This is a genomic window from Plantibacter sp. MPB07 (assembly GCF_046619465.1).
Taxonomy (GTDB): domain Bacteria; phylum Actinomycetota; class Actinomycetes; order Actinomycetales; family Microbacteriaceae; genus Plantibacter; species Plantibacter auratus.
This window is the reverse complement of record NZ_CP177043.1, coordinates 3,237,075-3,251,108: the sequence shown is the minus strand read 5'-3', so window position 1 is coordinate 3,251,108 and position 14,034 is coordinate 3,237,075. Positions and strand designations below refer to the sequence as shown.

Here is a 14,034-nt window from a genome sequence, read left to right as displayed (position 1 = left end):
GTCTGGGAGTCGTTCTGGAGTGGTTCGTCATGCGGATACCTCGATGTCGTGGGTGATGCGGTTGAGTTCGGATGCCGTGATGTCCACGACCCGCTGGATCTGCTCGGCGGTGTGCTCCGCGGTGATGAAGAATCGGAGCCGCGCCTGGTCGTCCGGCACGGCCGGGTACAGGATCGGGTTGACGCTGAAGCCGTGGTCGAAGAGCGCGGTCGCCAGTGCCAGCGCCCGTTCCGAGCTGCCGACGATGCACGGCACGACGGGCGAGTCGGCACTGTCGCCGATGTCGATGCCGGCGGCCCGGGCCGTCTCGCGGAAGCGGTCGGCGTTCTGCCGCAGGCGGCTGAGGCGCTCGGGCTCGTCGCGCATGAGCCGGAGGGCGGCGAGCGACGCGGCTGCGTTCGCCGGGGTGATGCCGACGCTGTACACGAACCCGGGCACCGAGTACTTGAGGTAGTCGACCGCGGCGGCGGTGCCACCGACGTAGCCGCCGCATCCGGCGAGCGACTTCGACATCGTGCCGCACCAGAGGTCGATGTCCGCGCGGTCGACACCGAAGTGTTCGCCGACCCCGCCCCCGTTCGCGCCGACCGTCCCGATGCTGTGCGCTTCGTCGACGAGCACCAGTGCGCCGTGTCGCTTCTTCAGCTCGATGAGTTGCGGGAGCGGTACGAGGTCGCCGTCCATGCTGTAGACGCCCTCCACGACGATGAGGACTCGGCGGAACCCGCCGCGGATCGCGCCGAGGAGCTCGTCGAGCGCGCTCAGGTCGTTGTGGGGGAAGGACCGCCGGGTGGCTCCGGAGAGTTTCGCCCCCTGGATGATGCTGTCGTGCGCGAGGCTGTCGTGGACGATGAGATCGCCCGGTTCCACCAGGTGCCCGATGACACTGACGTTCGTCGCGTGGCCGCTCACCAGGGTGAGCGCGGACTCCACCTGGAGGAGGTCGGCGAGCTCCTGCTCGAGCTCGGCATGGATCGGGCGCTCACCGGACAGGAACCGACTGGCGGACACCGAGCTGCCGTATCGGGCCACGGCGTCGGCGATCGTCTCGGCGACCACGGGGTGGCCGGTGACACCGAGGTAGTTGTAGCTCGAGAAGCTCACGAGCTGGGCGTCGCCGATCGTCGTCGTCGCGTCGATGATCCCCTCATGGAGCAAGAAGTAGGGGTTGCGGTCCGTCTGCTGCCGGCGTTCCCGCATGGCGACCGCCTCCGGGAAGCACTCGATGCGGGCGTCGGCCTCGGTCCATCGGGTCGGGCGGTCGGCCGGCGCCGGGAAAGCGGCAGCCACCGGTTCCGTCTCGACCCGCGGAAGCCGGTGCTGCGGCTCCTCGGCGAACGGGTGCAGCAGGGACCCGACGCCGTCCAGCACCTGCTCCACCGTGGGCCGCCCGGCGAAGCGCTCGCCGAGCTGGGCGGGGGTCGGCAGCGATGGCCACTCGGTGTGCAGCTGGGTGATCAGCTCACGCATCATCAGCGAATCGAATCCGAGCTGCTCGACGAGGTGCATGTCGGGCCGGATCAGGTCCAGCGGGAACCCGCTGATGCGCGACACCATGCCGAGGATGACCGCGTCGGACTCGGCGCGATGCGACCGGGAGGCTGCGAGGCCCATCCGTGCGACCACCTCCGCCTGCGGCGAGCCGGGTTCCGTTGACCAGCGGAACGGATCCGTCGACACGGGCACGTGACCGGCCTGCCCGGAACCCTCGATGAGGCTCAGCTGGCGGTTCATGAGGGCGAGCAGTCCGGGCAGGTGGTCGGCCTGGGCGTCGGCGGCTCGCGGCTGGATCGGCGGTCGTGCCGACGGTGGTCCGGCGAGGGGGGAGGACGGCAGATCGCGAGGGTTGTGGTGCATGGAGTGGGGATCCTGTTCGACGGGGGAGGGTGGTCGGTGCGGTTCGGATGTGGGTTCTCGGGGTGTGGTCGTCGGGGCGGTGGCGTCCGGTCGGACGACCCAGTACGGCTCGGTCGGCAGCGGCGCGATCGGCAGCGCCACACCCGCGGTGTCTGGTGGGACGAGCGATGCCAGGTCGAGGTCGGCGCCCAGCACCGTCAGCCGACCGAGCAGTCGGAGGAAGGTCGCCGCGTCGTCCGGCGCCGACGCGCTGCTCGGGATGACGTGCACGTCGGGCGCATCGCCCAGGGAGCGCCGGATGGACCCGAGCAGCGCCGAACCCCCACCGATCTGGACGTAGACACCGACGTCGGATGCGGACACCGACTCGATCGCCTCGCGGAACTGCACCGTGGAGAACACGTTCTCCTCGAGCTGGCGGCCCAGCTCCTCGCTCGTCTCCACCGTGCGGCCCGTCACGGTGGAGACGAGCTGCACCTGCGGCGCGCGAGGCCGGAATCGCGACAGGTCCGCCACGAGGGCCGGCCGGATCGGCTCGAGCAGGGGCGAGTGGAACCCGGTGGCGACGCGCAGCGGGTGTGTCGAAACCCCGTGCTCGACGCACCGTTCCGCAACAGTGCGCAGGGCCTCGCCGGTTCCACTCACCACCGTCTGCCGGGGATCGTTGGCGGCCGCGATCCACGCGTCGTCGATGCCGCTGAGGAGCGCTGCGGCCCGCTCGGCGTCGCAGCCGAGGGCCGTCATGCCGTCGCCGGGTCGCGTCGCAGCCGACCGCATGTGGTGTCCGCGGACCGCGGCGAGCCGCACGGCTTCGGGCGCATCGAGCGCGCCCGCCGTCGCCATGGCGGGCAGCTCGCCGACACTGTGCCCGATGACGAGGTCGGGCTCCACGCCGATCTCGCGCAACTGCGCCACGGCGGCGAGCGCCGTCACCGCGAGCGCGGGTTGGCAGACCTCGGTGGACGTGAGACGGTCGACTCCGGAGGGGGTGTCGGCGTCGGCCGCGGAGAGCGCCGCGAGCACATCGACCCCGGTCTCGTCGAGCACCTGCTCGTTCAAGGTCTCGGCCGCTGCACGGAAGGCGGGGAATCGATCGAGGAGGTCCGACTGCATCCGCGGGGTCTGGCTGCCCTGCCCGGGGAAGACGAAGGCGATCCGCCGAGCGACCTCGTCGACACGGACACCAGTGCAGACGTCCGCGGAGATCACCCCGGTGGCGCCGTGGGCGAGCTGCTCCACGGCGGCCGACAGCCCGGAGATCAGCTCGGCGGCGGTGCGGCACACGATCGCCAGACGGGTGCTCGCGAGCGAGCGGAAGCTCAAGGTCCGTGCGAGGCCGGCGATGGACGGTGCGTCGGCGGCCTGGAGGACGGCGAGGACCGCACGGAGGTGCTCGCCGAGCAGCGTGGGATCGGCGGCCGAGAACACGAGGAGGTGCGGGAGCGTTTCGTCGGCCGGTCCCCCAGCGGCACGCCGACGGACTCGACCTGCTTGCGCTGGCGGTGATTCGAGCACGACGTGCGCGTTGGTGCCGCCGAACCCGAACGAGCTGACGCCGATGAGGCCCAGACCGTCGTCGCCCGGGTCGATGGTGCGGGAGGCGAGCGCAAGGCGGCCGTCTCGGAGGGTCTCGGCGTGCGCCTCGGAACGCAGGCGGGGCTGCCCGGGGACGACCCGATGCCTCGCCATGAGCGCTGCTTTGACGATGCTGGCGATCCCGGCCGCCGCCATGGTGTGCCCCACGAGCGCCTTCACCGCCGTGACCGTGGCGGTCCGGTGCGGCGATGTCCCGAGACGACGCAGCGCCGCCAGCGATTCCAGCTCGGTGCGGTCGCCCACCGGGGTGGCCGTGCCGTGCGCCTCGACGACGCCCAGGTCGGCGGGGTCGGCAGCGGCGTCCTCGTAGGCCCGGCGGAGCGCTGCCAGCTGTCCGTCGGCCGTCGGCGTCATCGGCCCTTCGGCCCGGCCGTCGTTGGACACCCCGGAGCCGCGGATGACCGCGTAGACGTCGTCGTGGTCGTCGATGGCGGCCTCGAGCGGTTTGACGACGATCATGCCGGCGCCCTCGCCGAGGAGGAATCCGTCGGCATCGCCGTCGAACGGTCGGCACACCCCGCTCCGTGACAGCGCACCGATCCGGGAGAAGGCGACCATCGCATCCGGGACGAGGCTCAGGTTGACGCCGCCGACGAGCGCCGCCGAGCACTGCCCGGACCGGATGGCGGCGATCGCCTGGTGGAGCGCGACGAGGCTGCTGGAGCACGCGGCGTCGACCGCGAAGCTCGGGCCGCCGAGGTCGAGCGTGCTGCTCACCAGCGCCGGCCCCATGTTCGGCAGGCATCCCGGCATCGAGAACGCGTGGAACGGGCGCACACCGGCGACGCGCGCGCCCATCGCCGCCGCGAGGTCGGGGCCGGCGTGTTCCGCGTGGACCGAGTCGTCGCCGAGGAGTTGCGCCCGGATGCGGAGCGAGGAGAGTTCGCGGTAATCGTTCGCAGCCATCCCGACGAAGACGCCGATGGACGACCGGTCGATGCGACGACGTTCGAACCCGGCGTCGATCCAGGCGGCTCGCGCTGCCTCGAGGAGCAGGCGATGTTGCGGGTCCATCGCGTGCGCGCGACTGGGTGGGATGCGGAAGTGCCGAGCCGCGAACTGCTCGACGCCGTCGATGAAGGACCCCTGGTCGGAGTAGGCGTGATGCACCGCTCGGGGGTCGTGCGGCGCGAAGAAGGAGGCGTGATCCCATCTCGAGCGGGGGACGGCGGAGCCGCTGCGTCGGGCCGCCAGGATGTTGCGCCAGTACTGGTGGGCGTCTGCCGCGCCACCGAAGCGGGCGGACAGGCCGACGATGGCGAGTGGTCGAACGGGCACGACGAGAGAACCTCCGAGGGTGTTGATCGCGGATGGAACGAGGGGGCAGGTCGGCATGTCGACGACTCCGAGCGGAGTAGGTCGAGGTCCAGGGGCCACCTCGCGGTGAGGAGAGCTGGCCCGTGGGCACGCCACAGCTCGACTGTAGTCATCTGAAACATCAGTTCGGTTGCTCGTTCGGAATCTGTGGATAACTCGCGGGCAGCGCAACCCCCAGCCGGTGCGGAGGGTCGGCTGGAACACTGGCGATATGACGACCATCACGCTGACCAAGGGCCTCACCGCCTACCGCGCCGATCCGCCGAAGGGCGTCGAGCTCCGCGGCGGGCTCGTGCTCATCCACGAGATCTGGGGCCTCGTCCCGCACATCACCGACGTCGCCGACCGGTTCGCCGCGGAGGGGTACCTCGTCATCGCGCCCGACATCCTGAGTGGCGCCGGCGTCACACCCGAGATCGGTGCGGAGCTCGAGAGCCTCGTCTTCAACAGTGACGAGGCGACGAGGACCGCGGCACAGCCGAAGCTGCGCGAGAAGCTCTCGGCCTCGAAGTCGCCCGAGTACGCCGAGGAGGCGCTCGGGTACCTGGTGAAGGCCGTCGACGCCCTGTTCGACGAGGAGGGGATCGACGGGCGCGTCGCCGTCGTCGGCTTCTGCTTCGGTGGCGGCTACAGCTTCGCGCTCGCCGCGGCCGACCGTCGCATCCGTGCCGCCGTCCCGTTCTACGGCTACCCGCCGGAGCCCGAGGCCGTGACGGAGATCGCCTGCCCGGTCCTCGCGTTCTACGGCGACCAGGACGAGGGCCTCATGCAGAGCCTGCCCGAGCTGACCACGACGATGGAGGACGCGCGTGTCGAGTTCACCGCGACCGTCTACCCCGACACCGGTCACGCCTTCTTCAACGACACCAACACGATCACGTACCGCGAGGACGCGGCCGCCGACGCCTGGGTGAAGACGCTCGCGTTCCTCGACACCTCACTCGGCAACGCCTAGCCCGAGCCATCCACGTCCGTTCGCCCGTTTCTGGGCGAAGAAACGCCCGCTCGCCCAAACATGGGCGAGCGGGCGTTCGGGTGAAACGGCGGAGGCCTACGCGCCCTTGAGGCGGGTGGCGAGGTAGGCGTACAGCTCGTCGATGGCGACACGCTCCTGCTGCATGCTGTCGCGGTCGCGGACCGTCACGGCGTTGTCCTCGAGCGAGTCGAAGTCGACGGTCACGCAGTACGGGGTGCCGATCTCGTCCTGACGACGGTAGCGGCGGCCGATCGCGCCCGAGTCGTCGAAGTCGATGTTCCACGAGCCGCGCAGCTCGTCGCCGATCTGGCGGGCGAGCGGCGACAGCGCCTCGTTGCGGGACAGCGGCAGCACGGCGACCTTGACGGGCGCGAGACGCGGGTCGAGGTGCAGCACGGTGCGCTTCTCGATCTTGCCCTTGGCGTTCGGCGGCAGCTCCTGCTCCTCGTACGCGTCGACGAGGAAAGCCATGAGCGCACGGGTCAGACCGAAGGACGGCTCGATGACGTACGGCATGTACCGCTCGTTCTTGGCCTGGTCGAAGTAGCTGAGGTCCTTGCCGGACTGCTCGGCGTGCACCTTGAGGTCGTAGTCGGTGCGGTTCGCGACGCCCATGAGCTCGCCCCACTCGCTGCCGGCGAAGCCGAACTTGTACTCGATGTCGACGGTGCGCTTCGAGTAGTGCGCCAGCTTCTCCTGCGGGTGCTCGAACCAACGGATGTTGTCGGGCGTCATGCCGAGGTCGATGAACCAGGCCCAGCACAGGTCCATCCAGGTCTGCTGCCACTCGTCGTCGGTGCCGGGCTCGACGAAGAACTCGATCTCCATCTGCTCGAACTCGCGGGTGCGGAAGATGAAGTTACCGGGCGTGATCTCGTTGCGGAACGCCTTGCCGATCTGGCCGATGCCGAACGGCGGCTTCTTGCGGGCCGTCTGCAGCACGTTCGCGAAGTTCGTGAAGATGCCCTGGGCGGTCTCGGGACGCAGGTAGTGGAGACCGGACTCGTCGTCGACGACGCCGAGGAAGGTCTTCAGGAGGCCGGACATCTGACGGATCTCGGTCCACTGGCCGACCTTCGAGGGGTGCTCGGGGTCGGGGATGTCGGCGAGGCCGTTCTCCGGCGGGTGGCCGTGCTCGGCCTCGTACGCCTCGAAGAGGTGGTCGGCCCGGTACCGCTTGTGGGTGATGAGCGATTCGGTCAGCGGGTCGCTGAAGACCTTGACGTGACCGGACGCCTCCCAGACCGGGGTGGGCAGGATGACGGCGGAGTCGAGACCGACCATGTCGCCGCGGCCGCGGACGAACGCGTTCCACCACTGGCGCTTGATGTTCTCCTTGAGCTCGACACCCAGGGGCCCGTAATCCCACGCAGACCGCGTGCCGCCGTAGATGTCTCCCGACGGGAAGACGAAGCCGCGGTGCTGGGCCAGGGTGATGACGGACTCGAGATGGGACTGCTCTGCCATGGGTGTGGATCCTCCGTGCCGCTTGCCACGCGGCGGTACCTTCCGGTGCTGACGCCTGGCTGGCGCCCGCTCCCGGAACCCCTCAATCCTATGGGCGAGCCCGTGAGGACGCCCAACGGCCCTTGTCCCGCTCAGGGCGGCCGCCTAGCCTGACAACCATCGCGGTACGCAGGATGGAGCATCGATGGATTGGCTGTGGAACCTCGACGTCATCGACGGTCCACTCGTCTGGGTGCTCGACGGGCTCAGCATCGCCGGCCTGCTGTACCTCGTCATCCGTCGGTCCGGGCTGCTGTGGTACCTGAGCGCCGCCATCGCCCTCCTGGCCGGCGCGCTCCTCGCCCTGGGGACGGTGTGGCTGGTCTTCGACGTGCTCAACCTCTTCGGCGGGCCGTTGATCCGCTCCGCGGAGCCCTGGTTGATCGGCGTCTTCGCCGGCATCTCGCTCGCCGTCCTGACGATCTGCTGGCGCGTCTCGTGGCAGCGGCGCGTCATCGCCGTCGCGTGCATCCTCGTCTTCGGCGCGACCGCGGCGCTGGGCGTCAACGGCGCGTACGGTGTCCAGACCACCCTCGGGTCGATGTTCCACGTCCAGAACCGCAAGCCGATCACCCTCGTGACGCCGACGAGCACGCCCACCGGCGATCCGGCCCGTCCGCTGTACGAGACGTGGAAGCCGCCGGCCGATCTGCCGAAGACGGGCAGGTTCGGCCCGCTTCCCACCGGCGACCGGATCCCGAACACGAACTCCGGGTTCAACGCCCGCCCGGCGCAGGTCTACTACCCACCCGCTGCACTCGTGAAGGATCCCCCGGCGCTCCCGTTCGTCCTCATGATGATGGGACAACCGGGTGACCCCGACGCGAAGTGGATCGGCGAGGCGCTCGACGCGATCGCCGCCGACCACCAGGGTCTCGCCCCCATCGCGCTCGTCGTGGACCAGCTCGGCGACCCCTCGGTGGATCCGCTGTGCATCGACGGGCGGTACGGGAAGGTGGAGACCTACGTCACGCAGGACGTCCTCCCCTGGGCGAAGGCGAACCTGCACATCCTCCAGTCGCCGAAGGATTGGACGGTCGCCGGGTACTCGGCCGGCGGCAGCTGTGCGATCTACTACGGAGCCAAGTACCCGCAGACCTTCGGCAACGTCGTCAGTGTCTCGGGCGAGGAGTATCCCGGAGCCGGCCTCCCGGCGGACAACCTGCGCGTGATGTTCAACGGCGACCAGAACGCGTACGACGCGATCAAACCGGCGACCATCATGGCGAAGACGACCTACGTCGACACCGAGGCGTTCTTCTCCGCGGGGACGGCGGACGCGGTCTACACCGACATGATGCGGCGCGCCGCAGCCACCGCGACGGCGGCCGGCTGGAAGGTCCAGACCTTCGCGATACCGGGTGGCGACCACGGCGCCAGCTCGCTCACGGGCGGGCTGGACCAGACGCTCCGTGCGCTCTACCCGCGGATCGGTCTCCAACGACCGTGACGGGGCGGGGCTCCGCGACCCGGCTTCCACTCCATCGTGGGCTGTGGAGAACTTCGGCGGCGGTCTGGACCGATTGGTTATGGTCGATGCCCATGACCACCCAGCTCCCGCCGATGCCACAGCCCCTCCTCGTCCAGATCGGCAACATCAGGGTCACTGAGGACGTGATCATGACACCCGCCGGCACGTGGCCACTCGCGGACGTCAACGTGACGTCGAGCGATCAGACCTCGACGACCACCCACACCCCGGCGTGGGCCATCGTGCTGGTCATCGTGTTGATCTGGTTCTTCTTCCTCAGCCTGCTGTTCCTGTTCGCGAAGGAGAGGCGTGTCTCGGGGTTCGTCTCCGTGAACGTCCAGGCCGGCCCGTACACCTACACCGAGCAGGTCCCGATCTCGACCGACTTCGCCCGACACGACACCATGAACCGCGTCGGCTACACCCAATCACTGATCGGGCAGGCACGGCACCGGGCGATCGCGAACCGAGCGGCGGAGTCCTCCCGGCACCCTGAGGTGCAGTGACCGGTCGCTCGCGGGCCATGCACGCGACGAGATGACTCAATCGGGCGGCGGCGCGAGGGACGCGCCCTCGAGGAAGGCGCCCATGACGAGTTCGTGACGCAGTTCACCGAGGGTGCCGTCGAGACGGCCGACGAGGGTCTCGACGCCCATTCGGCCGAGTTGGGCGGCGGGCAGCAACGTGACGGCGAGTGCCGGGTCGGCCGCTTCCGACACCTCTCGCGTGGAGGCGACGAGGACGACGGACAGGTCGTCGGGGACCGAGACGCCGCGCCTGCCGAGCTCGCTCACGAAACCGAGGGCCGCCCGATCGTTGAGCACGAGGACGGCGGTGACCTCGGGCGCCTCCTCCTGGAGGGCCGCCGCGATCTCGCGACCACCGGCCGGATCGGGAGTGCACTGGAGCGTCCGAGCGCGGAGTCCACGGGCCGCGCACACGGCGTGGAAGGTCTCCTGCACGCGGATCACCGGGCCGTAACCGTCGAGATCGGCCCGCTCGACCTCCTCGAGCAGGGCGAACTCCCGATGACCGAGGGCCTGCAAGCGGTCGATGGACAACTCGACCATCCCCTCGAAGTCGACGTCGACATAGTCGAGACCGGAGGGGTCGCGCGTCCGACCGATGAGCGTCAGTGGCGTCCCGGCCGCGAGCAGACGGTCGACCCGATGGTCGTCGAGCCGCACCTCCATGAGGATGACGCCGTCGATGAGGCCGTCGGAGGTGAACTCGCGAAGCGCGTCTGGGTCGCTCGGCTCCGGCCAGAGGACGACGGTGTACCCGAGCTCAGCGGCAGCCTCCGCAGCACCGGTGAAGAAGCGGGCCGCGTTGTCGGACAGTCGATGCTGGAGGACCGGGAACAGCAGTGCGATGATGCGGGTCCGCCGGCTCGCGAGCGCGCGGGCCACCGCGTTCCGGCGGAAGTCCAGCTCGACCATCGCCGACTCCACCCGCAGTCGGGTGGCCGGGGATACGGGCTTCGAATCGTTGACGACGAACGACACCGTGGCGACCGAGACCCCTGCGAGTCGCGCGACGTCACGCATCGTTGCCATGGATCCCCGTTCAGGTGCGGTGCTGTCCGGTCAGTCTCTCACGGATCACGATTCGGTAAACCGGTTAAATTGCTCCTTGACGACTCCGGCGGCGCGGTGCATGCTGGTTCCCGAAGCGCGCAGTAAACCGGTTAACTTTCTGGTCTGCGCGATCCGACCTCGACCGGCGAAGGAGCCGTGCTGATGCCTGTACCGACCACGGAGGACCGCCGGTCCGAGCAGCCACTGCGCGTCGCGATCGTCGGGTACAGCTTCATGGGCACGATCCACGCGCAGGCCTGGACCACCGCTCCCCGCTTCTTCGACCTCGGCCGCGGGGTCGACCTCGTCGCCGTCAGCGGTCGCGATGCCGACGCCGCCCGCGCGTTCGCCGACCGGTTCGGGATCGCCGACGTCGAGACGGACTGGCGAGCGCTCCTCACCCGCGGCGACATCGACGTGATCGACATCTGCACCCCTGGCCACCTCCACGCCGAGATCGCGATCGCGGCACTCGACGCCGGTATCCACGTCCTGTGCGAGAAGCCGCTCGCGAACACGCTCGAGGAGGCCGAGCGGATGAACGCCGCGGCCGAGCGAGCTGCGGCGCGCGGCGTTCACGCGATGGTCGGCTTCAGCTATCGGCGCACCCCCGCACTCGCCTATGCACGACGGCTCGTCGCCGACGGTCGCCTCGGGACGATCCGTCACATCCGGGCCCAGTACCTGCAGGACTGGATCGCGGATCCGACGTTCCCGCTCGTCTGGCGGCTCGACGCCGACCAGGCCGGCTCCGGTGCGCTCGGTGACCTCGGCGCCCACATCATCGATCTCGCACGGTTCGTCACCGGGCAGGAGCTGACCGGCGTGAGCGCCCTGACCTCGACCTTCGTCACCGAGCGGCCGCTCCCCACCTCGTCGAGCGGCCTCAGCGCCACCACGGACGGCGATCCTGAGGACGGCGAGGTGCCGGAAACCCTCACCGGGCGGGTGACCGTCGACGACGCGGTCGTGTTCATCGCCCGCACCGATGGCGGCGCCCTGGCGACCTTCGAGGCCACCCGCTTCGCCACCGGTCGCAAGAACGCGATGCGGCTCGAGGTCGACGGTTCCGACGGATCGCTCGTCTTCGACTTCGAGCGCATGAACGAGCTGCAGTTCCACGACCACACCCTTCCGGCCGAGGAGGCGGGCTTCCGGCGCATCCTCGTCACCGAACCCGGCCACCCGTATGCGGACGCCTGGTGGCCGGCCGGACACGGTCTCGGCTACGAGCACACCTTCGTCCACGAGGTCGCCGACCTCGCCCGTGACCTCGCCGCCGGCCGGGCGCCCGAACCGGGCTTCGCCGACGGCCTCCTGGTGCAGCGCGTGCTCACCGCGGTCTCGGCGAGCGCCGACGCAGGCGCCGCCTGGATCCCACTCGACCACTGACCGAACCACCCACCGCACCACGATCACCACCGCATCACGAACACCACTCACCAGGCAAAGGAGCCATGACATGAGATCCACGACCACCCGCGACACCCGGCCACGCATCATCCGTCGGCCGCACGTGCTCGGATCGCTCGCGATCCTCGCGATCACCCCGTTCGCCCTCACCGCGTGCAGCGGTGGCGGTGGCGCGGCGGCCGGAGGCGACGCCGGCACCCTCACGATCCTCGACTACTACAACAACGAACCCGACAAGACCCTCGTGGGCGACGCCCTCGACCGGTGCGCGGACGACGTCGGCGTGAAGATCAAGCGCGAGACCGTCCCCGGTAAGGACCTCATCCAGAAGGTGCTCCAGCAGTCGTCGTCCAAAACGCTGCCCGACGTCCTCATGCTCGACAACCCGGACGTCCAGGAGATCGCCGCGACGGGTGGCCTCTCGCCACTCAGCGACTACGGCGTCGACACCTCGGGCTTCGCGAAGGGCATCCTCGACGCGGCGAGCTACGAGGGCGAGGTCTACGGCCTGGCGCCGACGGTCAACACCCTCGGCCTCTTCTACAACGAGGATCTCCTGGCCGCGAAGGGCATCACCCCGCCGACCACGTGGGACGAGCTCAAGACGGCCGCCGCCGCACTGACCGAGGGCGACACCTACGGGCTCGCCTTCAGCTCCATCGCCACCTACGAGGGCAGCTGGCAGTTCCTGCCGTTCATGTGGACCAACGGCGGCGACGAGGCCGACCTCACGACGCCCGCCGTCGCCGAGGCCCTCCAGCTGCAGGTCGACCTCGTGAACTCGGGTTCGGCGTCGAAGAGCGTCATCAACTGGTCGCAGGCCGACGTGAACGACCAGTTCATGGCCGGCAAGGCCGCGATGATGATCAACGGCCCGTGGCAGATCCCGGCCCTCAGCGCCGACACGAACCTCAAGTACGGCAGCGTGCAGGTTCCGGTCAACAAGGCCGGCCAGACGCCCGTCGCCCCGCTCGGTGGCGAGGTCTGGACCGTCCCCGTGACCGGCGACAAGGACAAGCAGGCGAAGGCGGCGAAGTTCGTCGAGTGCATCTCGAGTGACGAGAACCAGCTCGCCCTCGCCGAGGCCCGCTTCACCGTCCCGACGAAGACGGCCCTGGCCGAGCAATACGTCGCGAAGGTCCCCGAGATGGCCGCGTTCACGGAGCAGGTCGCCAACGCCCGCTCGCGCACCGGCGAGCTCGGCGAGGAGTGGCCGGAGGCCGCGACCGAGATCTACACCGCCATCCAGCTCGCCCTGACCGGGCAGGCGACGCCTGAAGAGGCGTTCAAGCAGGCGGCCGCGGGCTGATCCCGATGAGCAGTGGCATCGCCGGAGCATCGCTCCAGGACCGGAAGACCGGCCAGCGGTCCAGCGGCACCGACGGGGGCGCGCCGACCAAGCGCACCCCCGCCGGGGCCGGCCGCCGGTCCCGACGCTTCCGTCGGGAAGACCTGATCAAGCTCGGCTTCGTCCTCCCAGCAGCGCTCTACATCGTGCTCTTCTTCGGCTATCCGGTCGTCAAGAACGTCACGATGAGCTTCCAGGAGTACACGACGAAGACGTTCTTCACGGGCGAGGCGCCGTGGGTCGGGTTCGCGAACTACGTGACCGTGTTCAGTTCCCAACTGTTCACACCGGCGCTGCTCAACACGGCGCTGTTCACGATCGGGTCGATCGCCGGGCAGTTCGTGATCGGGCTCGCGCTCGCCGTCTTCTTCAAGCGACGCTTCCCCCTGAGCTCGTTCCTCCGCGCGATGCTGCTGCTCCCCTGGCTCCTCCCCCTGATCGTGTCGAGCGCCACCTGGCGGTCGATCCTCGACCAGGACAGCGGCGTCCTGAACGCCGCCCTCGGATCCATCGGCCTGTCGGGCGTCCCCTGGCTGACGAGCCCGTCGGTGGCCCTGTTCGCGGTCGTCCTCGTCAACATCTGGATCGGCATCCCGTTCAACGTCACGATCCTCTACGGCGGCCTCCAGGACATCCCCGACGAGCTCTACGAGGCGGGAGCGCTCGACGGCGCGACCGGCTGGAAGGCGTTCCGCCACATCACCTGGCCGAACCTCCGCCCCGTGGTCAGCGTCGTGCTCGTGCTCGGCGTCGTCTACACGATCAAGGTGCTCGACATCATCCTCGGCCTCACGAACGGCGGGCCGGCGAACGCCACCCAGACCCTCGCGGTGCGCTCCTACCAGGAGTCGTTCGTGAACTTCGAGTTCGGCGTCGGCGCCGCTTTCAGCAACATCCTGATCGTCATCTCGCTCCTCTTCGCGATCGTCTACCTCCGCGTCAACCGACGCGCCGTCGACGAGTAAGGACACGG

9 protein-coding genes are annotated in these 14,034 nt (G+C 69.5%); 6 read left to right on the top strand and 3 right to left on the bottom strand.

Going from position 1 to position 14,034, the window contains the following annotated elements:
• Positions 1–27: 27 nt before the first annotated feature.
• Complete coding sequence (locus tag ACLIME_RS15010; RefSeq protein ID WP_411557401.1) at positions 28–4,731, bottom strand: type I polyketide synthase; 4,704 nt, start codon at positions 4,729–4,731, stop codon at positions 28–30.
• Positions 4,732–4,981: 250 nt separating this feature from the next.
• On the opposite strand from ACLIME_RS15010, the gene ACLIME_RS15005 reads away from it, so the two are divergent.
• On the top strand, positions 4,982–5,725 hold the full coding sequence (locus ACLIME_RS15005; RefSeq protein WP_411557400.1) for a dienelactone hydrolase family protein: 744 nt from the start codon (positions 4,982–4,984) through the stop codon (positions 5,723–5,725).
• Between the two features lie 96 nt (positions 5,726–5,821).
• On the opposite strand, the gene ACLIME_RS15000 is transcribed toward ACLIME_RS15005, so the two are convergent.
• Entirely contained in the window at positions 5,822–7,213 is a 1,392-nt protein-coding gene (locus tag ACLIME_RS15000; RefSeq protein WP_064295424.1) for a glycine--tRNA ligase, read from the bottom strand.
• A 184-nt stretch (positions 7,214–7,397) separates the two neighbouring features.
• Between ACLIME_RS15000 and ACLIME_RS14995 the strand changes: the two genes are divergently transcribed.
• Both ACLIME_RS14995 and ACLIME_RS14990 read left to right on the top strand, forming a co-directional pair.
• The gene (locus tag ACLIME_RS14995) at positions 7,398–8,702 is read left to right on the top strand and encodes an alpha/beta hydrolase (protein ID WP_411557399.1); all 1,305 of its coding nucleotides are present in this window, start codon (positions 7,398–7,400) and stop codon (positions 8,700–8,702) included.
• 92 nt (positions 8,703–8,794) lie between these two features.
• Positions 8,795–9,229: a hypothetical protein gene (locus tag ACLIME_RS14990; protein ID WP_159876789.1), complete on the top strand. Its 435-nt coding sequence runs from the start codon at positions 8,795–8,797 to the stop codon at positions 9,227–9,229.
• A 36-nt stretch (positions 9,230–9,265) separates the two neighbouring features.
• Here ACLIME_RS14990 and ACLIME_RS14985 read toward each other — a convergent pair whose 3' ends face one another.
• Positions 9,266–10,279 carry a LacI family DNA-binding transcriptional regulator gene (locus ACLIME_RS14985; RefSeq protein WP_249404621.1) on the bottom strand — a complete coding sequence of 338 codons (1,014 nt, stop codon included), beginning with the start codon at positions 10,277–10,279 and terminating at the stop codon, positions 9,266–9,268.
• Between the two features lie 183 nt (positions 10,280–10,462).
• Here ACLIME_RS14985 and ACLIME_RS14980 point away from each other — a divergent pair, with 183 nt between their 5' ends.
• The 3 genes from ACLIME_RS14980 to ACLIME_RS14970 all read left to right on the top strand — a co-directional run bounded on the left by ACLIME_RS14980 (position 10,463) and on the right by ACLIME_RS14970 (position 14,026).
• Positions 10,463–11,692: a Gfo/Idh/MocA family protein gene (locus tag ACLIME_RS14980; protein WP_411557398.1), complete on the top strand. Its 1,230-nt coding sequence runs from the start codon at positions 10,463–10,465 to the stop codon at positions 11,690–11,692.
• Positions 11,693–11,762: 70 nt separating this feature from the next.
• Positions 11,763–13,022, top strand: coding sequence for an ABC transporter substrate-binding protein (locus ACLIME_RS14975; RefSeq protein WP_082916064.1), 1,260 nt, complete (start codon positions 11,763–11,765; stop codon positions 13,020–13,022).
• Positions 13,023–13,027: 5 nt separating this feature from the next.
• Positions 13,028–14,026, top strand: a complete 999-nt coding sequence (locus ACLIME_RS14970; RefSeq protein WP_124767972.1) for a carbohydrate ABC transporter permease — start codon at positions 13,028–13,030, stop codon at positions 14,024–14,026.
• Positions 14,027–14,034 lie beyond the last annotated feature (8 nt).

What these genes read in the sequence shown, in the direction of transcription:
- ACLIME_RS15005 (WP_411557400.1), top strand. Translation starts at nt 4,982, where the DNA reads ATGACGACCATCACGCTGACCAAGGGCCTCACCGCCTACCGCGCCGAT.
- ACLIME_RS15000 (WP_064295424.1), bottom strand. Translation starts at nt 7,213, where the DNA reads ATGGCAGAGCAGTCCCATCTCGAGTCCGTCATCACCCTGGCCCAGCAC.
- ACLIME_RS14995 (WP_411557399.1), top strand. Translation starts at nt 7,398, where the DNA reads ATGGATTGGCTGTGGAACCTCGACGTCATCGACGGTCCACTCGTCTGG.
- ACLIME_RS14990 (WP_159876789.1), top strand. Translation starts at nt 8,795, where the DNA reads ATGACCACCCAGCTCCCGCCGATGCCACAGCCCCTCCTCGTCCAGATC.
- ACLIME_RS14985 (WP_249404621.1), bottom strand. Translation starts at nt 10,279, where the DNA reads ATGGCAACGATGCGTGACGTCGCGCGACTCGCAGGGGTCTCGGTCGCC.
- ACLIME_RS14980 (WP_411557398.1), top strand. Translation starts at nt 10,463, where the DNA reads ATGCCTGTACCGACCACGGAGGACCGCCGGTCCGAGCAGCCACTGCGC.
- ACLIME_RS14975 (WP_082916064.1), top strand. Translation starts at nt 11,763, where the DNA reads ATGAGATCCACGACCACCCGCGACACCCGGCCACGCATCATCCGTCGG.
- ACLIME_RS14970 (WP_124767972.1), top strand. Translation starts at nt 13,028, where the DNA reads ATGAGCAGTGGCATCGCCGGAGCATCGCTCCAGGACCGGAAGACCGGC.